The organism is Rothia sp. P5766 (genome assembly GCF_048513555.1).
Lineage (GTDB): Bacteria > Actinomycetota > Actinomycetes > Actinomycetales > Micrococcaceae > Rothia.
Window position 1 is genome coordinate 17958 of sequence record NZ_JBLXXS010000010.1, and the last position, 25039, is coordinate 42996.

Consider the following 25039-nt stretch of genomic DNA (forward strand, 5'->3'; position numbering starts at 1 on the left):
AAGGGGGGCCGTATCTTTTTGCACCGAAGGTCTGCAAAAATGAAAGCTAGGTAAGACGCTTACGCAGGAAGCAGTTCAGCGCAAGCAGATCCCCCGAGAGGTTATGACCATGCAACCACGCAAGACAGCGCTTACAGCTTCACTGCTTGGGGTCTTTGCCGCCCATAATTGCGAGGAAGTAGCGCACTTTTACCAAGATATCGAAGCTCTCCCCCACCGCATTAGAGAGTGCGGTCCCTGGTCAAGCCAGCAGGATTTTGCCCTAGCTACGGCCCTTCTCACCGGAGCATCTGCTCTTGCACTGGTAGCAGGGGCCTGTCTGCCCCACGGTAAACTTCAGCAGGTTCTCGTGCTAGGCCCCCCATCTGCTCTGGTGGGTAACGCGATGAGCCATATCTGCCGGGGTCTTATCCAGCGCCGCTATAACGGTGGGCTGATGACCGCACCCCTCATGGCGGGCATAGCGGGTCGCTTGATCACCAAGGCTGGGGCGGGGCTTCCTGCCCGCACCCGCTGGGGCATCTACATCGGGTCTAACGCAGCAACTCTTCCCTTGATTTTTGTGGCTCTTGCAGCGGGCAAAAGAGTCCGCCCGCTCTTACCAATAGCCCTTTCGCCCCAGGCCTATTCAAAGTAGGTAAAAGGTATCCCATACCGCCCCTCCCCAAAGTACGGGCCGGGGTCAATGTGCATGTTTTTTCAAGAGACGGCTACAATAAACTGTGGCCTGCAACTCACCACCGTGAGGGCTTAGCCACATCAACGAACCCACTGGTCAAGCACACACGGCCTCAACACAAAGGAACACGCATGAACCTGGCCATTATTCTGCTGTATTTGGCAGCACTGATCCTCTTTGGCTACATCGGCAAACGAAAAGCCAAGAACGCCGAAGACTTCCGAGTAGCAGGCCGCAGGCTGGGCCCCGCACTCTACACCGGCACCATGTGCGCCGTTGTCCTGGGCGGCGCATCCACTGTGGGCGGAGTGGGCCTGGGCTACAAGTTCGGCATTTCAGGCATGTGGCTGGTTGTGGCTATCGCGGTCGGTGTACTCTTACTGTCCCTCATCTTTGCACCCATCATTGCCCGCCTGAAAATCTACACCGTCTCCCAGATGCTCTCCTTGCGCTACGGTGTGCGGGCTACCCAGGTTTCCTCCATCGTCATGCTGGCCTACACCGTCATGATTGCCGTGACCTCCACTGCAGCCTACGCCACCGTCTTCAGGGTCCTCTTAGATATGGACCGTACCAGCGCTATCTTATTGGGCTCCCTGGTCGTTATCGGCTACTCCCTCTTAGGCGGTATGTGGTCCATTACCCTGACCGACATGATGCAGTTCGCCATCATGACCGTGGGTATTTTCTTGCTCATGCTCCCCTTCTCCCTGAACAAGGCCGGTGGCTGGCAGGGCCTGACGGAACGCCTGGACTCCAGCTTCTTTGCCCCCGGGGCCATGGGTATGGATACCATTATCACTATGTTCGTGATTTACACTTTGGGCATCCTGGTGGGCCAGGACATCTGGCAGCGAGTTTTTTCCGCTCGCTCACCGCAGGTAGCCCGCTGGGGTGGGGCCGGTGCTGGTATCTACATTGCCCTCTACGGTATTGCTGGCGCTGTCATCGGTATGGCTGCCGCCGCCCTGGCTCCTGGGCTTGAGAGCAAGGACGACGCTTTTGCCACCGTTGCCCAGAACTTCCTGCCCGCAGGTATCGGCGGTATTGTCCTGGCGGCAGGTGTTGCTGCCATGATGTCCACCGCATCCGGCGCTCTGATTGCAGCAGCTACCGTAGCTCGGGTCGATGTCATCCCCTTCCTCACCGGTAAGCCTGCCATGCAGGAAGAGGACCCCGAAAGCGATACAGCCCTCAAGGCTGACCGTATCTACCTGCTCATCCTGGGTGTCATCACCACCGCTCTTGCTATTGCCCTGACCGATACGGTCACCTCCCTGACCATTGCCTACGACATCTTGGTTGGAGGGCTCATGGTAGCTATCCTGGGTGGCCTGCTCTGGAAGCGGGGTACGGGGGTAGCTGCAGCCCTGTCCATGGCGGTTGGCTCCCTGGTGACCCTAGGTTGCATGCCGATCTTTGGGGTACTGGCTAACGAACCTATCTACTACGGTATCGCGGTGTCCCTGGTGGTCTATGTGGTGGCCTCGCTGGCCACCAAGCCCACCGATCCTGCTGTCATCAAGACCTGGCAGGAGCGCCTGAAAGCCTAAGGTCCTGGGCGAACTGCCCCCCGCACCCTAGCTAGCCCGGCTTACCTTCTCACATGGCCATCTTAGGCCTGGGGAAGGCATAGGCCGGGCTCTTGCTTTCTTACTGGTAGGTCACCACAAAGGGTTTAGGTTCCAGGGCGTAGGTTTCTGCCGGGCTTAGCATGGGGGTATCTTCGTCATAGAAGTTTTTCCAGGAGGGCTTAATCTCGGGGTTCAGACCGGCTAGTAGCTGCTGATAGGTTGCCTCTTTAAGTTCGGGGCTACCGTGCCCATCGGCGTGGAGGGTCAGGGCCAGCTCAGGGTGCTTGCTCTCAAGCTGGGATCTATGAGCGATCATGGACAGGGTGAACTGGTGCAGAACCACCATTTTTTGGGGCAGGTGATTTTGCTGGGTCAGCTCAGCTAGATAGTCCAGGGTCTCATTGATTTCGCTGGCATCTACGCTCCCGATCTGTTGCAGGTGCACCTGGCCGGGGTAGATTCTCCATTCAGCATCTATACCAATGCCCACGTGAGGTTCTTTGAGCAGTTCTTCATAGTCTTTGACCTGCTCTGTAAAACTGCTATACCCGGGCTGGAAATCAAGAATGACGTAGATCCCCTCCTTGGCGGCCAGGTCTACGAGGGGGCGCAGGCTCTCCAGGCTGGCTTCGTCTGAATAATCGCCGTCCACACCCGGTGCCGAGCTGGCGACGGTAGCAATGATCTCAAAGGCCGGGATAACTTTCTCCTGGCTGTACCCCTGGTATTGGCTAGCTAAATCTTTGACTCTTGTAACCGACTCTTCTGGGCTTTGCTCCCCCAATGCCCCCAGAGAGGGGCCGCTGGGGTTGCCGTAAAGGGCAACATAGCGGTGAGCAAAGATTTCTTGGCCACCGCCCATGACTTCCTGGGGTTGGGCCTGCGGTCTTGGTGATGTTTGCTGGGCTTTCTGGGTGGAAGGCGCCGGGCCCTGAGGGGTTGAGGGATCTTCTGTTCCTTGCCCAGGACCACCGCAGGCGGCCGCGGCTAAGAGCGTGCAGGTGGTAAGGGTGAGTATCCTGAGACGACGTGGGGTGGAGAGGGGCATGGCATCCTGGCTATCTTGGGGGAGGGGGACCTATTTGACCATTTTCATAAGTCTACTTAATATTTTATCCCTCTCTGCCGCCCACCTGCCTCACTCACCCCACAGAACCTCATAAGAATACTGTGCTGTGCATAACATTTCACAGGTCAGCCTCCCGCCCCGAGACCTTAAAAACCCGTATGCTAGAGCGGACGTTAAAAGAATATTTCAAGCTGAAAGGTACCCATGACCCACCCCTCCCTGCCTGACCGTAGCACCGAAGTAACCGAGCCGCGCCGCAACGCTGGCTACGCCATCCTGGCAACCCTGCGTAACTACGGCGTCGATACCGTCTTTGGTATTCCCGGCACCCACAACTTAGAGTTCTACCGCCATCTCGAAGAACTCGGCATCCACCCGGTCACCACCCGCCACGAGCAGGGTGCCTCCTACGGTGCCGATGGCTGGTCACAGACCCGCAACCTGCCCGGCGTTGTCATTACAACCTCCGGCCCCGGTCTCTTGAACTCCCTCTCGGGAGCCGCAACCGCCTACGCAGAGTCCCGCCCCATGATTATCCTCTCCCCCGGCCGCCCGGTAGGCCAGGAGTTCCGCGATATCGGCGCCCTGCACGAGACTAAAAACCCCACCGGTGCCGTCAACTCCATTGTGGAGTTCTCCCGCCGCGTGAACTCAGCAGAAGAAGCGGTAGATATTATCCACAACGCTTTCCGCTCCTTCACCCACAACCGCCCGCGCCCCATTCACATTGAGGTGCCCCTGGATGTCCTCGAAAGCGAAGTTGAGCTTGACCCCGCAATTCTGCAGGCCCGCCCCCTGGGCAAGCCTCAGCCTGCACCGGTCGATGATGTGCGCGAAGCCGCCCGTATTCTGGCAGAAGCTAAAGCGCCGCTGATTGTGGCCGGTGGCGGTTCTATCTCTGCCGCTGATGACCTGCTTACCCTGGCTGAACTTCTCGAAGCACCGGTTATTACTTCCGTCAATGGTAAGGGCGCTATCCCCGAGAAGCACCGTCTTTCCTTGGGCGCTGACCTGCGCCTGAGCGCCGCTCACGCTTTCTGCCGGGAAGCCGATGCCATGCTTATTATTGGCTCTAAGATCGGTGAAGCTGAGCTCTGGGACGGCGATATCCGCCCCGCAGGCCCGGTCATCCGGATTGATATTACCCGCGACCAGATGCTCACCAACATCACCCCGGACCTTGAGCTACCCGGGAACTCTCGGGCTGTTATCCCCCAGCTCCTCGAAGCTCTGGCGGAGCAGGGTGTCACCCCCGGTTCCCGCCAAGAGCGCAATCTCCAGGGCATCTTCGATGCCCTGGATAACGAGGGGCGGGCTATCGCCCCCGAGCTGGCAGAGCTTAACGAGCGCATCATGGAGATTCTGCCCCAGGACACCATCATTGCCGGTGACTCCTCACAGGTAACCTACATGGGCACCACCACCTTCTACCGGGCACCCCGGCCTAATTCCCTGCTCTACATGGCAACCTACGCCACCCTGGGCTACGGCCTGCCTGCTGCCATTGGCGCTAAGGTGGCAGCGCCCGAGCGTCCGGTGGTCTGTCTGCTCGGTGACGGTGCGCTCATGTTCGCTATCCAGGAGCTCATGACCGCTGTTGAGCAGCAGTTGGATCTGCCCATCATTTGTGTAGAGAACGGTGGCTACGGTGAGATTCGCCAGAACGAACGCGACCGTGGCATCGCGCCGGTTGCGGTAGACCTGGTTCAGCCTGATTGGGTCAAGCTGGCTGAGGGCTTCGGTGCCACAGGTTTCACCGCCACCATGGACACCCTTACGGATACTGTTCAGAAGGCCCTGGAAACCCGCGGCCCCTCGGTGGTTCACCTTAAGATCGGTGAAACCCTGCGCTAAGGCAGATACTCTCAGCGCACAAAAGCACCCCCTGTTCTCTTTGGCAAGTATGCGGAAGAGAGCAGGGGGTGCTTTACACTGCGGCTAGGGATCTATTCGTATCTCAAGGCGTCAATGGGGTCCAGCTTAGCCGCCTTATTGGCCGGGTAGTAGCCAAAGAAGAGGCCGATAGCTAGCGAGAATCCCAGAGACAGGGTGACAGCGCTCAGCGGCGGGAACACAAAGGTCCCCAGCATATTTGAGCCCAGCATACCGAGCCCGCCGCCGACCAGTACGCCCAAGATGCCACCGACCAGGCAGACAATCATGGCTTCCACCACGAACTGCAGACGGATAGCTCCCCGGGTAGCGCCCAGGGCCTTACGGATGCCAATTTCACGGGTACGTTCGGTCACGGTCACCAGCATAATGTTCATGACACCGATACCACCGACCAGCAGTGAGATACCGGCAATAGCCGAGATAGCTGCACTAATACCGGCCAGCACATCGTTGAAGGACTGTGTGGCCGCTGAGTAATCCATAATTTCAGCCATGAACTGCTCATCGGAACGATACATATTGGTGAGGTGCGCCTGAAGCAGAGCCTTGACCTGGGCCAGGTCTTTACCCTCCGCCGGGCGTACACTCAGGTAGGACCAGCCATCTGCATTCATGCTGCTGAACTGACCCTCAAAGGTGTAAGGCATCAAGACCGCGCCTGGCACCGACATGCCCAAAAGACCGCCAGTATTATCAGGTTGGTAAACACCTACAACAACAGCATAGATGGTGCTGGAGCCACCCGAGCTAACCTCTACTTCTTGACCCACCGCCTGAACAGGGTCGCCTCCCAGAAGTGACAGCTGGTCGGTAGAAATCATGACGACCGGTCGCTTGTTATCAATATCGGTCTGGGTGATAGCCCGGCCGGCCACCAGGTTCTTGGGGTTAAGCTCCAAGTAGTCCATATTGACGAAATTTATGAGACTCTCCGAGTTGGTCTGCCCCTCATAGGTAAGCTCAGCACCATATGAGGCTGAGTTCCCCAGGGGAATACCGGCGATATTATCACCCATAACCTCTTTGAGGGTGTTAATATCATCAATGCTGATAAGGGAGTCCCCGGTGGGCATTTGGCCTGAGCTACCCATCATTCCATAGGGGCTAGATATGTTTGCAGAAGTTTGGCCTTCGTCCTCACGGGGCCGTTCTTTCACCTGGATATTGAGGTCATTGGCTCCCGAACTCACAACAGCTTGGTTAGCCTGGGTTTGCAGGGAGTGACCCAGGGTCAGAATCGCAATCACTGAGGCGATACCCATGATGATGCCCAAAAGGGTCAAGAAAGAGCGCATTTTATTGTTGCGCAGGCTACCTAGCGCTAGGCTGATTGACTCTTTGATGTTCACGGCTGGACCTCCTCGGGGGTGGGCTCAGTGCCGCCCGGTGCGGGCGGAACTACCGCTGCGCTAGCCACCGGAGCCGATAGAAGACCGGTAGGGTCTGTAAGTCCATTGGCGCTCATATAAGGGGCGGCGGCCTCTTTACCGGCGACGATACGGCCATCAACCATGGTGACAATGCGGTCAGTTTCTGCGGCCAGCTCGGGGTTGTGGGTAATAAAAACGATGGTCTTACCCTGCTCTTTGTTGAGCTGATGAAAGAGGTCCATGACCATGCGCCCGGTCTGGCTATCGAGAGCACCGGTAGGCTCATCGGCCAGGAGCAGGGGCGGGTCATTGGCCAGGGCACGGGCAATGGCTACACGCTGTTTCTGGCCGCCGGAGAGGGCCGCTGGGCTGTTCTCCATCCGGTCAGCTATGCCCATCTGCTCCAGCAGGTAGGCGGCTCGTTCCCTGCGGTCACGAGCATTCATGCCCGCGTACATCATAGGCATCTCAACGTTCTTGAGCGCCGAGATGCGCCCAATCAGGTTGAAGCTCTGGAAGATGAACCCGATATTCTGGCTCCTGTAGAAAGCCAGTTCATCATCGCTCAGGTTGGGGATGTTCTCGCCATCAAAGGTGTAGTAGCCGTAGGTGGCCCGGTCCAGCAGACCAATGATGTTCATGAGGGTGGTTTTACCGGAACCGGACTGCCCTACAACCGATACGAACTCCCCACGATTGACGTGAAAGTCAATGCCAGGTAGAACGGTGATTTCGCTGGGGGTGCCCTGGTTAAAGGTTTTGACGATGCCCCGCATATCCAGCAGGGTTTCTGGGGGCTGTACTAGTTGCTGGCTCATGGTTTTACCAGCCGTAGCTCACGCCGGCGTCCAAAGTCACTGTCTCGCCCACACGGTAGCGGTAGTTCTCACCATAGGTCAGAACCATATCCCCTTCGGCCAGCTCACCGCCGGTGATAGCAATATCGATGTCGTTGGCAAGGCCGGTTTCTACAGTGCGTTCTTCAAGGACGTAGTTCCCGCCGTCCTGGGGTACAGCTACCACGACACTCTTGGCCCCCAGGTCATTGGTGTACACGGCGTCTACGGGTACAGCCAGAGAATCAGTTTCCTCGGCGGTAATGATGTTGGCCTTGACGCTGGAGCCCAGGTAGAGGCCCTCGCGGTCGCCGGTGACCTCGATAGTGACGGTGAAGGTGGGGCTACTGCCGGTACCCACACCGCTTACGGCAGTGCCTGCGGCTTCGCTACCGGCCTGCTGGGCTGAGTCCGCAATAGAGGCTACCGAGGTAACAGTTCCGGTGTATTCTTTGGTGCCACTTGAGCCTGCAGTGAAAGTGACCTTGTTGCCTTCTTTGACCTTGGGGAGGTCAGATTCGCGCACACTTGAGGTAATGGTCAGTTTTGAATCGTCGCCGATAGTGACTACGGGGCCGGTTGCGGGGGCACCGGGCTTAGCAACGGTCATGACTACACCGTTAATGGGCGAGGTGATGGTTGCGCCATCAATGTCTTCTTGCAAGGAGGTAAGTGCCTGGTCGCGGGCCCTTTCGGCGCTGGTTAGGGAGGTCCGGGCGTTACCCAGTTCCGCTTCGAGGGTTGCAAGCTGGGTTGAGGCGGCGTTACGGGCAGTGCTAACACCGGAATCCGCGTCGGACTTTGCGCCAGCGGCCAAGCGCTGGGCTGACTCGGCGGCTGCGAGATCGGCGTTTAGAGCGGTCAGGTCAGCACCTTCGGCGGCTGCTTGGTCGCGTAGTGCCCGAGCAGTCGCCAGGCTGTTATTAGCCTGGGTGAGCTGCTCAGCCGCAGTGCGCTGGGCGGCGAGTGCAGCAAGGATTTCGGGGTTGGTACCGTTGTTGATGCCCTGGTTGTGCTGGTCGTAGGCGGTTTGTGCTGCCTTAAGCGCCGTCTGGGCGGTGGTGACCGCTCCTTCAAGCTGAACGCGCTGGGTGTCTAGTTCCCCTTGCAGAGTCGAGGTATCAATGGTGGCTAGGGTCTGGCCCATCTCAACCCGGTCGCCCACAGCCACGTTGACGGCGCTGATGGGTGAGGTCAGGTGGGTGGTGACGCTACGGATTTCACCGGGCTGGATTGTGCCCTCCACACGAACTTTGTTGCTGACCCCTTCTTTGCTCAGAATCATGTAGTCGGTGGCGGGGATGGCTCCGCCGGAGGCTGTCGAGCTAGCACCGAAAAGACTGCTGAAGACGAGAACCCCAACCAGGATGAGGGCCACGACACCGGCTGCGATAGCGATGAGGACCTTGGTGAGAGTAGACATCTTCTTTTTCTTGCGTGGCCGGTGGGCGGGAACCGGAGGGGCGGGAGGCTGATCCATTGGCAGGGTAGGAGTGTCCATCGTCTGACCCTTCTGAGCGGGGGTAAATGTGGTGTATCTATCTTTTAGTGTAGATTCCACCTACCCAGAAAACACCGAGTGGATACTCAGAAACCCATAAATCATCCCGCAGAATGATTTATGACGTGAGACGCCCACCGAGCTCCGGCTGAGGGCATAGAAAAGGGCGGGCTCTTTCCGGCCCGCCCTCAACACGCACTCCTTGCCCCCTCACGGCTAGCGCCCTTTGCAGAATGAAACACATTTTTCTAAGGCAATAGGTACACACATCTGGAGTTCTTCGCTTATCTCCGCCCGACAACTACTCTTAGTACCAGTACGGCCCAGCAGTCTATGCCCTAACCCTGCCATGCCTGTAGGTAGGATGTGGGTTTTGGAGCGGTCGCTAGTCCATAGTTCTTCCGGCGGTTTCGGGCACAGCGCGGCGGGTAAAGGCAATCAGCCCCACACCGATGACCGCAAAGACCGCAAAAGTTGCCCCCAGCCCCAGGGCAGCAACCATCTGGGGGAAGAAGAGGGAGACGCAGAAGTTCGCCATCCAGGAGACAAAGGTGGCAACACCCATACCGGCACCGCGCACTCGGCCCGGGAAGAGTTCGCTCATAAGCACCCAGGTTACAGGGGACACCGCCCCCTGCTGGAAAACAAGGAAAATAATCGAGATCAGCAGGGTAGCCCAGGGGCGGGCAGAGGCATCAAGGAACTGAGAGGTCAAGGCCAGCAGCATCAGAGACACCGTGGTGCCTGCCAGACCCAGGGTGAGGACGAGGCGGCGGGGGAAGCGGCCCACGAACCAGAGCCCCACCGCCGCACCAATGACAGAAAGAACACCGTTAGAGATGTTGGCGGTCAGGGCGGCATCGGTAGAGAACCCGGCTTCGCGGAGTACCTGGGTGCCGTAGTACATCAGGGCGTTCACGCCGGTTGCCTGCTGGACGATACCGATAGCGCAGGCCAGAAGCAGGGTGGTACGCAGGGCCGGTTCTTGCCAGAGCTGGCCAAGTACCCCCCGGGCGGTAGCCGTAGACTTCCTATAGCCGGGCGACTCGGGAACTAGGAGCATACCCAGGAAAAGCACTAGGGCAGGGACCACGGAGATAGCGAACATGACCCGCCAAATCATGACGTTCTGGGCAAAGAGATTACCCAGTACGGCGTTCATAACGTAGGCAGCAAGCTGGCCGAAAACAATCATGAACTGGTTACGGGTAACGATAGCCCCGCGCCGGTTAACGGGGGAAATCTCTGCCAGGTAGATAGGAACCACCGCTGAGGCCGCACCGACAGCCAAGCCCACCAATACACGGAAAGCGATGAACACCGCCAGGTTGGGGGCAGATGTCAGCCCCAAGGAACCAGCCGCAAAAACAACCGCCAGCACCAGCAAAATACGGCGGCGGCCGAACCGGTCAATCAGCTGGCCCGCAGTCAGCGCACCAAACGCCGCGCCCAGCGTCAAGGCGGAGGTAGCCAACCCTTCAGCCGCCGGGGACAGAGTGAAATCCTGCTGGAGGAAGGGCAGGGCACCGTTGATAATGCCGGTGTCATATCCGAAGAGGAAACCACCGACCGAGATGATCCAGGTGTAAAGGGTGACCCGGCGGGGGTCGGCAGTCTGTTTCATGTGCACTCCTTGGTAGAGACCAGAGCAATTCTAGCCCCTACGCCCCGGTGATAAAAGAGGTAGCTTGTGTGCCAGGTAGGCTAGGAGTATGACTGCTCTTTCCATTGACCTCAATTCTGACTGCGGGGAGTCTTTTGGCTCCTGGGTCATGGGCGATGACACTGCAATGATGCAGACCGTCTCCTCTGCCAATATCGCCTGCGGTTTCCACGCGGGCGACCCCAGCGTAGCCCGCTCCACCGTCCGAGCCGCCCACCAGAAAGGGGTAACCATTGGGGCTCACGTTTCCTACCCCGACCTGGCTGGCTTTGGCCGCCGGTTTATGGATATGACCGCCACCGAACTCACCGATGCCGTCATCTACCAGGTGGGGGCGCTCCAAGCTATCGCGCAGGTGGAGGGCGCACAGGTGAGCTACTGCAAGCCGCACGGGGGCCTCTATAACGCCATCGTTCACCACACAGCACAAGCACAGGCGGTTGCCACTGCCCTGCACGAGCTGGGAGACCTGCCTATCCTCTGTCTGCCCGGTTCTGCGGTAGCGAGCGCCGCCCGCGCCTTGGGCCTACCTGTCTTCTATGAGGCTTTTGCCGACCGGGGCTACACACCCGAAGGCAGCTTGGTGTCCCGGAGGGAACCGGGTGCGGTCATCCATGACCCCGAGGTGGTTGCTGAGCGTGTGGTCCGTATGGCCGTTGACGGTGAGGTGATCGCTGTGGACGGCTCACGCGTGACCCTGGATGCCGCCAGCATCTGCGTCCACGGGGACACCCCTGGGGCTGTGGCTATTGCCCAGCAGGTACGGGCCGCCCTGGAAGGGGCCGGGGTCCGTATCGAGGCCTTCGTCTAAGCCTCAAGTGCGGCGCAAACCTTCATCTGCGTGTTCTTTGAACGGCATTTGGAAGGTTTGCGCCGCGTTCACGAGCCATCAGCGCACACCGGCCCGCACTAGCTTTGCCCGCAGATTCTCGGGGTTACGGGCAACATCCTCCCACTGGACTCGGATAACCGTATACCCCAGCAGCTCCAAATGGTGCTGACGACGGCGCTCTTTCTGAATGACCTCAACGGGGCTCCCATAGGTTCCTGAGTATTTGACCATTCCATCTACCTCCAGAATCACCCTGGTATCCTCCCACAGAAAATCCGGTCTATATACATTCCCCTTAACCCAGAGCTGAGCCTGCTCTACAGGGGCAGTAAAACCCCAGAGCAGAATCCAGTAACGGGCTAAGGACTCCGCAGGTGATTCGGCTTTCGCGCTCATATATTTAGCGATCTCTCGAGCTCTCAGAGCACCCCTCCCCTCCAAAGTTTTCAGAGCTTGAGATAGTTCCCCTTCCTGCACAAGATCGCGGTGAAGCAGATCATCAATGATGCACAGAGCATCGGGGCACGGGAGCACCCGCGCACAGTCCAGAGCTGTTTGCAGAGGGGTTGTGACAAAAGCACCTGACCGGAAAACAGCTTGCTCACATACCTGCAAACGGTTACGGCTCAAATGCACATTCCCTGCAACCTTGGCTGACGGGTGAGGGTGGCTTACCCAAACTTTTAGGGGCAGATCTAGGGTAGGTGCCCGCCACCAAAGTGCCGCTGAAACATGGCTCAGCACATATCCTCGATGAGTTTTGAGAAAACCCACATGACGAGCCAAGCAACGGCGAGTGGCATCCCATGTTTTCCATTGGTTGGCTTCAACATAGGCGTTGAAGCATATTTTGATGAGCTCGCCGTTTTTACTTTTTCGTGTAATTGCGGCGGAGCTTACGCCTTGATGCCGTAGCTCAGCCGATGTTTTGATGGTGGTAAAGAGGTCTTCCATAGGACCCAAAATTGTTCAGAAGATGTGCCTTGACAAGGGGTCTGGAGGAAACTGTGGATAAGTCTGCCCTGGTGCAGTAGCTTGTGCGGCGCAAACCTTCATCTGCGTGTTCTTTGAACGGCATTTGGAAGGTTTACGCCGCGTTCACTCCGTATTAGGTACCGCATGGGTAGCTGGCCTTGCGTGGGCAGCGCCACACCTGCCAGAATTGTTGAACAATCTACGGTTTTGACGGACGTAAAGGGGTGCCCATGATTCACCGCCCACACGACGGCGCAGACATCTACACGGTCAAGCCCTTTGGCGCCCTCGCAGCCCTGGTGGACTGCCGCACCCTCGAAAATGCCCTGTACCTGCACCTGCACCTCAGCAGGTACCCCGCCGCAGGCCAAACTGAGCTGATTCCGGCCGCCCGCACCGTCCTAGTTCGCTTTAGCACTTACGACTACACCGCCGCCTTTCTGGCCGCTCCCGACCTGCCGCCGGTAATCGGTCATGTGCGCGCCCACGGTCGCACGGTCACCATTCCCGTGATCTATGACGGCCAGGACCTGGCCGATCTTGCCGCCCACCTGGGTATGAGCGAGCAGGCTCTTATCTACACCCACACCACGGGCCGCTGGTCGGTGGCCTTCGCGGGTTTTGCTCCCGGCTTCTTCTACTTACACCGGAACGATAAGGTGCTGGATGTTCCCCGCCGTGCCAGACCGCGCACCTGCGTCCCGGCGGGTTCGGTGGGGTTGGCCGGTGATTTTTCGGGTATCTACCCGCGCTCTTCGCCGGGTGGCTGGCAGTTAATCGGGCACACTAATGCGCCCCTATGGAACTTAGCGCAGAACCCTCCGGCGCTTTTGGAGCCGGGTATGCAGGTCCAGTTTGAGGCGGTCCGGGAACTGATTACGGTAGCCGGTAGGTCCCCAGCAGAAGAGCACCCGGGTAAGCCTGCACTTAGCGAGCTGGCTGCGGGCTTGAAGGTGCGCTCCCCCGGTATGCTTACCCTTTTTCAGGATGCCGGCCGCAGCGGCCTGAGCCACTGGGGTGTTTCCCCATCAGGGCCGGTGGACCGCGCCGCCGCTGCAGAAGCTAACCGGCTGGTAGGTAACCAGTTGCAGGCAACCGTCCTGGAGAATCTTGCCGGTGGGCTGGCCCTTACGGCCCACCGCGATGTGGTTCTTGCCCTTACCGGAGCGCAGGTTCCTGCGCGGATCAGCGAAGATAACCCGGTAGATGCAGAAAGCCCTGCCCAGGAGGAACCGCTAGCTGTCACCTCCTACCGCCCCTTTGCCCTCAAACCGGGGCAAACTCTGACTCTAGGGGCTACCGAACGCGGCCTGCGCACCTACCTGGCTGTGCGTGGGGGTTTTGCGGCGCCCCAGCAGGCGACAAGTTCTTCCCGCGATACCCTAGCTGGCCTGGGCCCGGAGCCCCTAGCCCCCGGTGACCTACTGGCCCTAGCAGCAGAAAGTTCAGCGCTAGTGGGCAACCCCGTTCCCCCGCTCCCTCTACCCGGCGAGCAGATATTAACGATTCGTGCGGTGCCGGGGCCCCGCCAGGACTGGTTCACCCCGGAATCGCTGACCCGTTTCACAGAGGCAATCTGGGAGATTTCGCAATCCAGCGACCGTATCGGTGCCCGCCTGGTGCTATCCGAGTCTGAGGGTGGCGGTGAAAGGCCAGAACCCACCGAGGTCCTGGCCCGTCTCAGCGACAAGGAGTTACCGAGTGAGGGCATGGTGGCGGGAGCTATGCAGGTTCCCCCCAGCGGGGAGCCTGTTATCTTCCTGGCCGATCACCCGGTTACTGGCGGCTACCCGGTGATTGCAACGGTTCATCCCGATGACCTGCGCCTGATAGCCCAGGCCCCTCCCGGCACTAAACTCCAATTCTGCCTCGTTCCCTTTGACCATCTGACCCCACAGAAGTGAGTTCTACAATGCGTAAAGTTTTGATTGCTAACCGCGGCGAGATTGCCGTCCGTATCATTGGCACCTGCGCGCAGCAGGGGATCGCTTCTGTGGCTATCTACGCAGATTCCGATGCCGAAGCTCTGCACACGGCTTTGGCTGATGAGGCCTACGCCCTAGAGGGGTCGACACCGGCTGAAACCTATCTGGATATGCATAAGGTTCTACAGATTGCCCGTATTTCTGGGGCCACCGATGTTCACCCCGGCTACGGTTTCTTGGCTGAGAACGCTGATTTTGCCCGTGCGGTCATTGACGCTGGCCTCACCTGGATTGGCCCGGCCCCCGAGACTATTGAAGCTCTGGGCGATAAGGTCAAGGCCCGTGAGCTGGCGCTGTCGGTGGGTGCGCCTTTGGCTCCGGGGTCAGACGGGCCAGTAGCCAGCGCGGCAGAAGCCCGTGCCTTTGCGCAGGAGAACGGCCTGCCTTCCATCATTAAGGCGGCGCACGGTGGCGGCGGGCGCGGTATGCGTATCGTGCGGCACCTGGATGAGGTTGAAGAGGCTTTCACCTCTGCAACACGCGAAGCCCAGGCCACTTTTGGCAATGGGGAGTGCTTTATTGAGCGCTTTTTGGAGAGGCCCCGCCACCTTGAGGCGCAGGTGGTTGCTGACTTCCAGGGCAACGTCCTGGTAGTGGGCACCCGCGATTGTTCCCTACAGCGGCGCAACCAGAAACTTATTGAGGAGGCCCCGGCCCCCTTCCTGACCGATGACCAGCGGGCCGCTATTGAGCGGGCTTCTGCCGATATCTTCCGGGCGGCGGGCTATGTGGGTGTGGGTACAGCTGAGTTTATGGTGGCCCAGGACGGCACTATTTCCTTCCTTGAGGTCAATACCCGTATTCAGGTGGAGCACCCCGTGACCGAGGAGGTCACCGGCCTAGACCTGGTGGCTCTCCAACTGTCGGTGGCCGCCGGGGAGCCTCTGCTCATGACCCAAACCCCTGTAGCACACGGGCATGCTTTTGAATTCCGTATCAACGCGGAGGACCCGGCCCGGGGGTTTCTACCTGCCGCTGGCAGAATCGAGTCCATCAGCTTGCCCTCTGGTCCCGGTATCCGCTGGGACGCCGGTGTGCGCCCGGGTTCTGTAGTCAGCGGGGATTTTGATTCTATGCTGGCTAAGCTCATTGTTTCTGGTGCTACCCGCGAGCAGGCGCTACGGCGGGCGCGGTTTGCCCTGCGTCAGCTTGAGATTTCTGGGGTGGCTACCGTGCTTCCCTTTGATCGGCAGGTCTTAGAAGCGCCGGCTTTTACCGCCGAGGGCGGCGAATTTGGGGTCTACACCACCTGGATTGAGGACGTCTTCCTGGCAGAGGGTAGCGGTGAGCCAGATGTAGCCTACCACCAGCCCCTGCTGCCGGTGGGTGCTAGGACCTTTCCGGGGAGCGGGGTCACCCGTTTTACCCTGGAGATCGACGGTACTCCGCACCGGGTGGGCCTACCCGATTCTGTTTTTGCGTCCCTGGGGAGCGCAGGGGCACCGGCAGGTACAGCCGAGGTAGAAGGGCCCGGTCAGGTTCTTGCACCTATGAGCGGGTCGCTTTTGCGCTTTACCGTGCAGCTAGGAGACCGTGTGGGGGCAGGCACCCAGGTAGCTCTGCTGGAGGCCATGAAAACCGAGGTTCCGGTGCTGGCGGAGTCTGCGGGAACCGTGGCTGAGCTACTGGCTGAGCCTGGTGAGCGTGTCAGCGCGGGTTCTGCTCTCATCCGTTTTGACTAGGGGCACCCGTAGGATAGTGCTGTGACTTCCCAATCCCTTGATGCCGCCTTTACCCCGGAGCTGAGTACCCTAGCGACCCATCGGCCCGCCGATATGCAGGCTCCCCAGTGGGCGGCTTCTGCTTTGCGTTCCGCTATGGATGCCGCTGCGCTGACCCCCGGCACCCAGTTGGTCGAAGAACAGCTAGCCGCCCTGCTCGATGTTTCCCGCAATACCCTGCGCCAGGCTTTTACTGAGCTTGAAGCTGAGAACCTGGTGCAGAGGATCCCCTACCGGGGAGTCTTCGTGATTCAGCCGGATGCTGAGCAGGTGCGGGAGCTCTTTATTGAGCGGTGGGCTGTTGAGTCCGCCGCGATTGGCCTCGCCCCGCTTGGGGAGAACAGTGATGCCCGTGCAGCTATTGACCGGGCCCGTACCGCCCAGGCCCGGGGGCAGGTGCCCCAAATGGCGAGCGCTAACCAGGATTTCCACCGTGCTCTGGTGGCTTCGGCCCGGTCGCAGCGGCTGAATCGGGCTATGTCCCGTATTTTGGCGGAGATGCGGCTAATTTTCTTTGAGTTGTCACACGATATGGGTTTTCATGCGCCTTTTATCGAGAAGAACGCCGAGTTGCTTGCCCTGGTTGAGGGTGGGCAACGGGAGGCGGCGCATCGGGCTTTGCGGGCCTATTTGGATCTTTCGCGTGACCGTTTTTTGCAGGAGCCTGTACTCTAAGGGCTTGTGCCAAAGCAGTGCTACAGGGTTTAACTCAATCAGCCTTTTTAACACAAAAGCACCGTGCCTGTCGGCTAGTTGAGCGCTGACAGGCACGGTGCTTTTTGAGCGGGTTGGTTTTAGCCGGCCCAGAGCTTGGCGATACCGCTGAGTGAGTTGAAGCCCAGGTAGATGGTCAGGAGCCAGGAGGCCCAGCCAATCACAATCAGCCAGATGGGGTACTTGTAGCCGTCTAGCAGGGTCTTGGCACGGAAGGTTGCCACAAAGAGGATCACACCAAAACCAAGGGGCAGAATCAGACCGTTGACGGCACCGGCCACAATCAGCAGGGTGGAGGGTGCTTTACCGGCAATGATAAAGACGACGGTTGAAATAACGATAAAACCGATGGTCAGCGCGTTCTTGACGGTGACGGAGGTCTTAGAGCTGGTCACGAAGGACACGGAGGTGAAGGCCGCACCGATGACCGATGAGATAGCGGCTCCCCAGAGAATTAGGCCGAAGATGCGGGTGCCTATTTCGCCTGCCGCGATGCCGAAGGCTTGGGCGGCAATAGATTTTTCGGTGTCCATGGCAACGCCGGTGGCGACGACACCCAGGATGGCGAGGAAGAGCAGGAAGCGCATCACACCGGTGATGATGATGCCGGTGACCGATGAGCGGGAGATGTCTTTGACGTGTTCTGCGCCGTGGATTCCGGCCTCCAGCATACGGTGGGCACCGGCGTAGGTGATGTAGCCGCCTACGGTGCCGCCGACCAGGGTGGTGATGACGGTGAAGTCAACCTGTTCGGGCAGTACGGTGTTTTTGAGGGCGTCCCCTACGGGCGGGTTGGAGACAGCGGCAACGTAGAGGGTTGCCAGGATCATGATGGCACCCAGAATAACCACGATACGGTCCAGGGCCATACCTGCCCGCTTGGAGAGGAAGACACCGATAGCGAGGACGGCGGTGAGGATGCCGCCGGTGGTGGCGTCCATGCCGAGCATGGAGTTCATGCCCAGGCCGCCACCTGCTACGTTGCCCACGTTAAAGACGAAGCCACCCAGGGCTACCAGGATAGCTAGGAAGCTGCCCAGGCCGGGGATCAGGGAGTTAGCCAGTTCTTGGGCTTTGCGTCCGGAGACACCGATGACGCGCCAGACGTTGAGCTGAACGGCGACATCGATCAGAACTGAGATCAGGATGGCAAAGGCAAAAGCCGCGCCCATTGTGTAGGTGAATTGCCCGGTTTGGGTGATGAAGCCGGGGCCGATGGCGCTGGTGGCCATGAGAAAGAGTGAGCCGAGTAGGGCGGTGCGGCGGCCCTTGGCGGCTTGCTCTTGGTCAGTGATCAGGGCTTGTGCATCTGCCATGTCTCTCCTTGGAGGTTGTCATGCCCCGGTAAGGGAGGGCATGAGTGCTCGGTTTATAGACATAGATTACAGAATGACTGCTTATTGGCGTGGGAGAAAGCTGCGAAAGCCTGGACCCGGAGCTGCCGGGCGGTCTGTTTCTTAGCGTGTAGCCACCCCTGCTCAGGGGTGGCTACATGCTCTGGTTTTATCTTGAGGGTTTAGTCTTGCGGTAGCTTCGGCATACTGCTCCTGTGAGCAGGGCCAGGGCGGCAAGACCCACCAGGAGCCCCACTGCTGATACGCCTGTGGATGCTAAGGATGGTGGAAGCTGAGCTCCCCCTTCTTGAGCTTGCTGAGCCGGTTCCTGCTCCTTATGAGGGGCCAGCAACTGTGTCTTCCCGGGTTCGCTTGGGGCTGCGGGGGACGTGCTGGTTGGTTGCTGATTCATAGTGCCACTGGTCTCTAGCTGGTGGAATTTATGGTGACTTTCCTCCTTGGGGCTGGGGCTTTCGGGTCCGCTAGCTCCTTGGGTTTTACCGCTGGGGCCTTCCCCCTTGTCCGCGGGGCCTTGCAGGGTTTTGGTTTCGCTTCCCTGCTCTGGGGTTTGGGCTGAGGGGTCAGAAGACGGAGCTGAGGGATCTGGAGACGGGGCTGGTGCGGTAGCTCCCTCAGAAGGAGCCGGGTCCGTGCCAGTTTCGCCCGGCTTTCCATCCTGCTGGCAGTCCTCAATAGCCTGATCCCCTACAAGGAATACAAGCTTTTGGGGTTGGGATGCTTTCTGCTCACCGTCAAGGGTTCTGGCACTGTAGTAGGCCTCAAATTCATAGATGCCGGGGGCCGTGAACACCCAGTGAGCGTGTACGTGGGTGGGGAAGTCTACCGGGATGAGATAATCACCTTTACGGGAATCCGCAAGTAGGTTCACCCCGGTAAAGGGGGACTCTTGATAGATAGCGAAGTTGCTACCGTCCGGTTTGTGAACCGGGTTCAGGTGTAGCTCAACCGGGCCTTCAAGACGTGAGTAGTCAATATCTTGTGTATTCCACCCTGGCCAGATGATGCCCGGCTCTTGATTTTGGGGTAGGCCATAGAAGGAGTCTCCAGCTTTACCCAGAAAATCTAGCTCCGGGGCTGTGAGCGGTCCTTGACGTAGATTTCTTGCCTGGTTACCTACGGCAAAGACGACCTCATCAAGTGATCGCTCAGTTGCCTGACGGGAGATCTGTCGGGTTTCATCTTTTAAGAATGTCTTGAGTCCCTGCTCTCCGAGCTGAGCCTTAATATCTACATGGCCCTCTGTCAGGATGTACCTTCCCTTGTAGGGTTCTATGGAACATTGTGGGGCTGAAGCTGGGGTCTCGGGGGCAGGGTCAGCCGGCGCAGGATCAGCCGGCGCAGGATCAGCCGGCGCAGGATCAGCCGGCGCAGGATCAGCCGGCGCAGGGTCAGCCGGGGGTGCCGGGTCTTGAGGTTCTACCGGGTCTGGCTCATCAAGCAGGGTAATACTTCCTTGAGCCTGATAGCTCTTCCCCTGGGCATAGGAGTCTGTTACCTGAATACTTGCTGCCTGAGCCTGCATATCGGGGTGGGGGATAATTTGAGCAATAACACTTTCCCCATCATAGAACCAGCTATCTTGGTAAACGTATTCAGCGATACCGTTGACAAAATGCCCCTCAAAAGTGGAGTCATAGTATTGGCTGTCAGCCTCCTTAAAACCACCAGCTAGGAAGCCTCGGAAGTTGGGGTCTTTCGCTTGCACTATCAGCTTGCTGTACCCCTCCCGCTCTGTAGGCTCAAGGGTAAGGGTAAAGTCCCCGCTACTGGGTCGGTAAAGTTCACCGGTCATCGTGAAGTTATCTGGGTCCCTGTGCTCTTGCGGCCAGCTCCCTTCTCCTTCCGAGGAATCTCTGGAGGCTTCTACACCGGGGGCGTAGTCAAGAGGCTGAGAGATCCAGCGCGCCGCCTGATCATGCTCACTACTTGGGGTAAAGACAGCCTGTAGCTGCCCAGGTGTGCTCCCCAGAAGCTCATCCCAGCTGGCCCTACCCTGCGAAACCGGCAAATCCGTCAAAAAGTATCCGTTGTTAAAAAGCGTTAAAGTCCCTTCAAGAGAGCTGTTATCAGCCTCAAAAGCAATATGGGTGAGGTTCTGATCGCCGGAGCGTTGGCCTTCCCTGTAGGGGCGAATGCTGAGCCTGTAGTCCATATCTGCCAGCTTGCCTTCTGGAGCCTGCTGGTAGCGTTCGAGGGTGCTGAGACCCTGGGGGATGCCATCTCCCGGCTGGGGGGATCGGCCTCCGACCTGCCAAATAATTTTGGTGGGTTCTGATTGAATTAGCTGGCCCTCAAGGCCACGGGCAACGGTCCGATAAGTCACCTCATAGCGACCAGCGGTCGTAAAGGTGGTTGCGTTGTGGGTATGGCTACCGGGGCGAAGCAAGGACGAATTAAGGCCGGGAGTTTTGGAGCTCATCATACGCCTGAGAGCAGATGGATCCCACTGATGGTGGTAGCGGAAGAGTTCCATTTCGCCCGGGCCGTTAACATCCATGATATCCAGGGCGAAAGTTCCATCTCTAAAGTCCTCTACGGGGATATCAGTCTCTGCACCAAAACCAACCCAAGCAGGGTCATGGTTCCCCTCCGGCAGGCCCGGTGCCATGTAGAGAGTATCGCCTGGCTTACCCAAAAAGCTCTGCTCTGCCGATTCATCGACGGTAAAGGTGTACTGGCTCCTACCTGTCATTTCTGACCAGCCCTTGCCTAACCAGATGATGCTTTCATCAGCGCTATAGGGGCCCTCTTTATCCCCTTGAGCAGGGGCTTCATTACGGAGCACAAAATGGTTATCGATCCAGGCTGTCTTGGGGGCATCAATGTGTGCCCGACTTGTAATAATTTTTCCGTCATCAGGCCCGGCTGTAGCCGGGAGCGAGCCTGCCACAAGAGAGGCCAGCACGAGTGAGGACAGGGTCAGAAGACGGGCCTTAGAAAGGCTCTTGCGAGGTGTATGTTTCTTGACTATCACGGTGTATTTTCTGTGTCGCTTGCCGGGAGGGTGTATCAACAACCCACCCTTATTTGAGAATGATTATCATTAAAGATAAACTGACTTCTGATAAAAATCAAATGATTTCCCCTCAGAACCCATCCGTCCCATACTTAGGCAAATAGAAAGCACACCCATGTACCGCCCTCAAAGCCCCCTCTCTGTAACCGCCCTGGCTCTTGCCCTCAGCCTGAGCCCTCTCGCCCCAGCACTTGCCCAGGATCAACCTTCCCCCCTAGAAATCAACAGCTCATCTTCCATCCAGGGACAAGACATAAACCAAGCATCGAAGACCGTCCTGCACACTGAACATACGGATGCCCTGGCCCTAGCTCTAGGCCAGGACGGCCTTGATATGTTTACCTACGCAGACCTCCCCCAGGCCCCCAGAAGTAGGCTCGACCCTGCAAGGACAGTTTTTAACCTTGAAGATAGAGAAGAGACGCGCTTACCCATCCCTGAGGGGTTCGACTTTCTTGGAAAACCGGGTGAAACTATCTGGCTAGCCCCCCAAACCCAGGTCAAAGGTGTCCTCTGGCCCGGGTGGAACACTGAAGATATCCGCCCCGGGCAGCTCTCAGGGGATAAGCTCAACCTTGAACTTATCCAGGCGCGGACCCCTGAAAATGGTGCTGTAGAGGTCTTCCAGTCATCACTCACTGGAACCACCCGAATATTTAGCTCCCAGCAGAGGCTAGCTGCCCACCAGCAAGCTGTCGGCTCCCATGTTCATGCCAATTGGGCCTTTACCACCCCCGGAACCTACCAACTAACCTTCCGGGCCAGCGGCTCCTACCCAGACGGTAGCCCTGTTTCTGCAGAACAGACATACACCTTTGTCGTAGGAGAACTTTCAGCAAATCCCGAAGGGGAAGATGCCAAGGACCACAGCACTCCAAGAAAACCTGACCCCTCACAGCCGGCAACCCCAGAGCCCACCAAGCAGGTAGCTGAACCCGCTGCAGTTGAACCCCCTGTAGCTGCCGCCGCTCCACCTCAGTCTGAAACTGGTGAGCAAGCAAGCACCACCGCCGGCCAGAAAGAAGCTAGCAGGCTCCCGGCAGCCAGCCCACAAAGCATGGAGAAGGATCTTGCCGATCCCCCGGCACCCCACCCGGCACCCCAAACCCAAGAGCGCGTTGACGAGGAAGCTACAGTCTCCCAGCAGGCCAACCCGGCCGCCCAGCCCTCCCCTGCACAAACATCCCATTCCCAGCCAAGCGCTCAGGAGCAAGGAACTAGAGCTGACAGGCAACAGGCCACGATCGCGCCCCAGTGCTATGCCACTGAGGAGCAGGTTCATACAGCAGTAGCATCCAAGGGTAGGCCAACCTCTGCACAAGCTAGGGCCTCTTCTACCTCACCCCAGAAGCCAGCTCTTAGTGTGATGCGAGCTGTGAACACTAAGGCCGACCGCGTTTCAAGCGGGCATTTCGATTTTGGGCCGGTCTTAAAGTCAGGTAGCCTCTCTGCCCGCGTCAAAGATGACCGCACCTCCCCTGCCCGCTGGAAAGAACCCGCCGCTCTGACCTTTATCCTTGGTCAAGATGCCAAGACCTCCTTACCTGCCGGGATGGAACATATCGCCCCAGCAGGCAGTGAAATTTACCTAATCGGTGCCACCCAAGAACCCCATGTTCCCTGGCTAGGTTGGAACACCCAAGACCCTGAGCTCGTCGCCCAGGCCGCCGGCCCCGTGGAGCTAAGGCTCAGTGAGCTCCAAGGACCTGGACAACTATCAGTCTTCCTCTCGGGCAACTTCGGGGCCGCGGGAACCACCGTCTTCAACAAGGTGGGGGACACATATTCGGTGCCACTCAACACCCACCAGCACGGTAACTGGATCTTTACAGAAGAGGGTGTGTATACCGCCACCCTCACCTGGTCAGTACCACTCAAAAATGGGCAGAGGGCAACAGCCTCCGGCACCTTACGCTTTGAAGTAGGTGATACCTCACAGAGTGCAGATCAGAAACCAGAGCAGCAAGCCGATCAGAAGACAGAGCAGAATAAGAGCTCAGAGGCCATCAAGAATGAGACAGCTATCGTCACCCGCCCCGATGGAACCAAGGTACGCATTGTAGGCAAGACCGCTCAGGGCGAAAACTGTGATCTAAGCGCCGAACAGCTAGCGAGCGCACAGCGAAAATCTGCCCGCGGGGAGTTAGCCTACACCGGCTCCACAGCCAAGAGCTTGCTAGCGGGTGGGCTTACAACCGTAACCTTGGGCACCTTGCTACTGCTGATCAAACGCCGTTCAGCCCGCCGGGTCAGCACCCATGAATAGGTCCTACCCTGTGGTAGCTAGCATCCTAGCTCTGCTCCTGCCCTTAGTGGCAGGATGCAGCGCTGGGGATGCTGGGCAGCAAAAAGGGTTCCATATAGTAACTTCAACGCCCATTATGGCTGACTTGGCTAGAGCCGTGGCCGGCGATAGGGCCCAGGTTACTTCACTGATTCCGGCGGGGGCTGACCCCCATACCTATGAGCCCTCCTTGAGGAACGTGCGCGATATAGCCTACGCAGATGTAGCTTTTACCAATGGCCTGCTTCTTGAGCAGCAGAAACTCGTCCGTACTATAGATGCCAACCTGCCTGCAGGAGCCACTTCGGTAGCTGTAGCGGAAAAAATTGAAAGCTACGGTGGGACCCTGCTGCCTCTGGTAGAAGATGCTTCGCTGGATTCCATCTGGCTGGGGCTACGCACATCAGGATCACCTAAGGATCTAGACCTGGCAAGAGATGCGTCTGTCGCCTTCCGGGCAAGTCGCGCTCAGGGTCCCGGGCAGTTAGCTGCTTTTATTACCGGCACCTTTGGGTCGGTAGAAATGGTGGCAGACTCAACCCATATGGAGGCATCCGACGAGAACCGGCAGTTGGAGACCACCCTCCCCTTGCAGGCCCACACCCACCTGTCATGGTCATATGCAGAACCTGGTATATATGAGCTTGATCTTGAAGCCAGCGCCCACACAGCCCAGGGGGAAAGCCTCACCGGCCTCAAAGAAGTACCTGCCACCACTATTCATTTTGCGGTGGGGGTTGACCCCCAGGAGTTAGCTCAGCAACTTCAAGAACAGACAGGTAGCCCCGTGACCGTACTCAATAATGGCCATGCCGACCTGAATGCTGATCTGGCCACCGGAACCCTAACAATACGCACAGATTCAGATGGCCAGATAGAGAACCATGATCCGGCAACCACTGTTATCGCGGTACCTTCACGCACTTTGCAAGAAGTACCCGCTGGCAGCCAGTACCGTTTTCTTGGCAAGCCGGGGACCAAGGTGTACCTGCTGGCCCAGGCTGTACTCGGCAAGCATGTTCACGGTGAGATAGACCCCCATATCTGGCATTCAGTACCTAACGCCATGGCAGCTGTTGAGTTGATGCGAGACACCCTCAGCACAGCAGATCCAAGCGGTGCCTCCACCTACCGAGCTAATGCCCATGCTCTTCTCGAAGAGCTCTCCTCCACCCACCAGGAACTCACAGCAATCTACGGAGGGCTTAACAGTAGCCAAACTAACTTGGTGACCACCCACGACGGCTACCGTTATCTTGCCTCAACCTACGGCCTCACCGTAACTGGGTATGTCTCTGCCGGCCCGGGGGTAGAACCCAGTATCCAGCAACGAGAACGTCTCCGCCGCACTATCACCGACTTAGGAGTACCGGCCCTTTATACAGAACACAAAAACCTTACAAGGACGCCGGTACTCCAACAGGTCAGTGAAGAGCTAGGGGTAAAAGTATGTGAACTCTACTCCGACACCATAGACTCTGCCGCCCCGACCTACAGCCACATGATGTTAAAAAACGCACACACAATTGCTCAGTGCTCCGCTAGATCCTGAGCCTTGCACCACCAGCC

17 protein-coding genes are annotated in these 25039 nt (G+C 58.3%); 9 read left to right on the forward strand and 8 right to left on the reverse strand.

Going from position 1 to position 25039, the window contains the following annotated elements; all coding sequences use genetic code 11:
• Nucleotides 1–103: 103 nt before the first annotated feature.
• Nucleotides 104–637, forward strand: coding sequence for an HXXEE domain-containing protein (locus tag ACN08V_RS06580; RefSeq protein ID WP_419104959.1), 534 nt, complete (start codon nucleotides 104–106; stop codon nucleotides 635–637).
• Between the two features lie 173 nt (nucleotides 638–810).
• The gene (locus ACN08V_RS06585) at nucleotides 811–2232 is read left to right on the forward strand and encodes a sodium:solute symporter (protein WP_419104960.1); all 1422 of its coding nucleotides are present in this window, start codon (nucleotides 811–813) and stop codon (nucleotides 2230–2232) included.
• A gap of 100 nt (nucleotides 2233–2332) precedes the next feature.
• Here ACN08V_RS06585 and ACN08V_RS06590 read toward each other — a convergent pair whose 3' ends face one another.
• Nucleotides 2333–3301 carry a hypothetical protein gene (locus ACN08V_RS06590; protein ID WP_419104961.1) on the reverse strand — a complete coding sequence of 323 codons (969 nt, stop codon included), beginning with the start codon at nucleotides 3299–3301 and terminating at the stop codon, nucleotides 2333–2335.
• A 225-nt stretch (nucleotides 3302–3526) separates the two neighbouring features.
• On the opposite strand from ACN08V_RS06590, the gene ACN08V_RS06595 reads away from it, so the two are divergent.
• Complete coding sequence (locus ACN08V_RS06595) at nucleotides 3527–5176, forward strand: thiamine pyrophosphate-binding protein (protein WP_419104962.1); 1650 nt, start codon at nucleotides 3527–3529, stop codon at nucleotides 5174–5176.
• A gap of 92 nt (nucleotides 5177–5268) precedes the next feature.
• Here the strand turns inward: ACN08V_RS06595 and ACN08V_RS06600 are convergent, their stop codons facing one another.
• From ACN08V_RS06600 to ACN08V_RS06615, 4 genes are all read right to left on the reverse strand, one after another.
• Entirely contained in the window at nucleotides 5269–6567 is a 1299-nt protein-coding gene (locus ACN08V_RS06600; RefSeq protein WP_419104963.1) for an ABC transporter permease, read from the reverse strand.
• Nucleotides 6564–7406: an ABC transporter ATP-binding protein gene (locus ACN08V_RS06605; protein WP_419104964.1), complete on the reverse strand. Its 843-nt coding sequence runs from the start codon at nucleotides 7404–7406 to the stop codon at nucleotides 6564–6566. The genes ACN08V_RS06600 and ACN08V_RS06605 overlap by 4 nt, the downstream gene beginning before the upstream one ends.
• Nucleotides 7407–7410: 4 nt before the next feature.
• Nucleotides 7411–8925: an efflux RND transporter periplasmic adaptor subunit gene (locus ACN08V_RS06610; protein WP_419104965.1), complete on the reverse strand. Its 1515-nt coding sequence runs from the start codon at nucleotides 8923–8925 to the stop codon at nucleotides 7411–7413.
• Nucleotides 8926–9310: 385 nt separating this feature from the next.
• Nucleotides 9311–10549 carry an MFS transporter gene (locus tag ACN08V_RS06615; RefSeq protein WP_419100312.1) on the reverse strand — a complete coding sequence of 413 codons (1239 nt, stop codon included), beginning with the start codon at nucleotides 10547–10549 and terminating at the stop codon, nucleotides 9311–9313.
• An 88-nt stretch (nucleotides 10550–10637) separates the two neighbouring features.
• Between ACN08V_RS06615 and ACN08V_RS06620 the strand changes: the two genes are divergently transcribed.
• Complete coding sequence (locus ACN08V_RS06620; protein WP_419100313.1) at nucleotides 10638–11399, forward strand: LamB/YcsF family protein; 762 nt, start codon at nucleotides 10638–10640, stop codon at nucleotides 11397–11399.
• A 78-nt stretch (nucleotides 11400–11477) separates the two neighbouring features.
• Here the strand turns inward: ACN08V_RS06620 and ACN08V_RS06625 are convergent, their stop codons facing one another.
• A complete protein-coding gene (locus tag ACN08V_RS06625; protein ID WP_419100314.1) occupies nucleotides 11478–12374 on the reverse strand; it encodes a DUF559 domain-containing protein in 897 nt (298 codons plus the stop codon).
• Nucleotides 12375–12625: 251 nt separating this feature from the next.
• Here ACN08V_RS06625 and ACN08V_RS06630 point away from each other — a divergent pair, with 251 nt between their 5' ends.
• Genes ACN08V_RS06630 through ACN08V_RS06640 form a run of 3 tightly spaced genes read left to right on the forward strand, consistent with a single transcriptional unit; the run spans nucleotide 12626 to nucleotide 16776 of the window.
• Nucleotides 12626–14299 carry a carboxyltransferase domain-containing protein gene (locus ACN08V_RS06630; RefSeq protein ID WP_419104966.1) on the forward strand — a complete coding sequence of 558 codons (1674 nt, stop codon included), beginning with the start codon at nucleotides 12626–12628 and terminating at the stop codon, nucleotides 14297–14299.
• An 8-nt stretch (nucleotides 14300–14307) separates the two neighbouring features.
• Nucleotides 14308–16062: an acetyl/propionyl/methylcrotonyl-CoA carboxylase subunit alpha gene (locus ACN08V_RS06635; RefSeq protein ID WP_419104967.1), complete on the forward strand. Its 1755-nt coding sequence runs from the start codon at nucleotides 14308–14310 to the stop codon at nucleotides 16060–16062.
• Between the two features lie 21 nt (nucleotides 16063–16083).
• On the forward strand, nucleotides 16084–16776 hold the full coding sequence (locus tag ACN08V_RS06640; protein ID WP_419104968.1) for a GntR family transcriptional regulator: 693 nt from the start codon (nucleotides 16084–16086) through the stop codon (nucleotides 16774–16776).
• Nucleotides 16777–16895: 119 nt separating this feature from the next.
• Here ACN08V_RS06640 and ACN08V_RS06645 read toward each other — a convergent pair whose 3' ends face one another.
• Together ACN08V_RS06645 and ACN08V_RS06650 are read right to left on the reverse strand one after the other, a co-directional pair.
• Nucleotides 16896–18131, reverse strand: a complete 1236-nt coding sequence (locus ACN08V_RS06645) for an NRAMP family divalent metal transporter (RefSeq protein WP_419104969.1) — start codon at nucleotides 18129–18131, stop codon at nucleotides 16896–16898.
• A 187-nt stretch (nucleotides 18132–18318) separates the two neighbouring features.
• Nucleotides 18319–21144: a choice-of-anchor M domain-containing protein gene (locus ACN08V_RS06650; protein WP_419104970.1), complete on the reverse strand. Its 2826-nt coding sequence runs from the start codon at nucleotides 21142–21144 to the stop codon at nucleotides 18319–18321.
• A gap of 157 nt (nucleotides 21145–21301) precedes the next feature.
• Between ACN08V_RS06650 and ACN08V_RS06655 the strand changes: the two genes are divergently transcribed.
• Nucleotides 21302–23452, forward strand: a complete 2151-nt coding sequence (locus tag ACN08V_RS06655) for a TIGR03773 family transporter-associated surface protein (protein WP_419104971.1) — start codon at nucleotides 21302–21304, stop codon at nucleotides 23450–23452.
• A complete protein-coding gene (locus ACN08V_RS06660; RefSeq protein WP_419104972.1) occupies nucleotides 23445–25022 on the forward strand; it encodes an anchored repeat ABC transporter, substrate-binding protein in 1578 nt (525 codons plus the stop codon). Before ACN08V_RS06655 ends, ACN08V_RS06660 begins: the two co-directional genes overlap by 8 nt.
• Nucleotides 25023–25039 lie beyond the last annotated feature (17 nt).

Excerpts from the sequence above, each read along its gene's own strand:
- ACN08V_RS06655 (WP_419104971.1), top strand. The coding sequence starts at position 21,302 with ATGTACCGCCCTCAAAGCCCCCTCTCTGTAACCGCCCTGGCTCTTGCC.
- ACN08V_RS06580 (WP_419104959.1), top strand. The coding sequence starts at position 104 with ATGACCATGCAACCACGCAAGACAGCGCTTACAGCTTCACTGCTTGGG.
- ACN08V_RS06585 (WP_419104960.1), top strand. The coding sequence starts at position 811 with ATGAACCTGGCCATTATTCTGCTGTATTTGGCAGCACTGATCCTCTTT.
- ACN08V_RS06620 (WP_419100313.1), top strand. The coding sequence starts at position 10,638 with ATGACTGCTCTTTCCATTGACCTCAATTCTGACTGCGGGGAGTCTTTT.
- ACN08V_RS06615 (WP_419100312.1), bottom strand. The coding sequence starts at position 10,549 with ATGAAACAGACTGCCGACCCCCGCCGGGTCACCCTTTACACCTGGATC.
- ACN08V_RS06595 (WP_419104962.1), top strand. The coding sequence starts at position 3,527 with ATGACCCACCCCTCCCTGCCTGACCGTAGCACCGAAGTAACCGAGCCG.
- ACN08V_RS06590 (WP_419104961.1), bottom strand. The coding sequence starts at position 3,301 with ATGCCCCTCTCCACCCCACGTCGTCTCAGGATACTCACCCTTACCACC.
- ACN08V_RS06660 (WP_419104972.1), top strand. The coding sequence starts at position 23,445 with ATGAATAGGTCCTACCCTGTGGTAGCTAGCATCCTAGCTCTGCTCCTG.
- ACN08V_RS06630 (WP_419104966.1), top strand. The coding sequence starts at position 12,626 with ATGATTCACCGCCCACACGACGGCGCAGACATCTACACGGTCAAGCCC.
- ACN08V_RS06645 (WP_419104969.1), bottom strand. The coding sequence starts at position 18,131 with ATGGCAGATGCACAAGCCCTGATCACTGACCAAGAGCAAGCCGCCAAG.
- ACN08V_RS06610 (WP_419104965.1), bottom strand. The coding sequence starts at position 8,925 with ATGGACACTCCTACCCTGCCAATGGATCAGCCTCCCGCCCCTCCGGTT.
- ACN08V_RS06625 (WP_419100314.1), bottom strand. The coding sequence starts at position 12,374 with ATGGAAGACCTCTTTACCACCATCAAAACATCGGCTGAGCTACGGCAT.
- ACN08V_RS06635 (WP_419104967.1), top strand. The coding sequence starts at position 14,308 with ATGCGTAAAGTTTTGATTGCTAACCGCGGCGAGATTGCCGTCCGTATC.
- ACN08V_RS06605 (WP_419104964.1), bottom strand. The coding sequence starts at position 7,406 with ATGAGCCAGCAACTAGTACAGCCCCCAGAAACCCTGCTGGATATGCGG.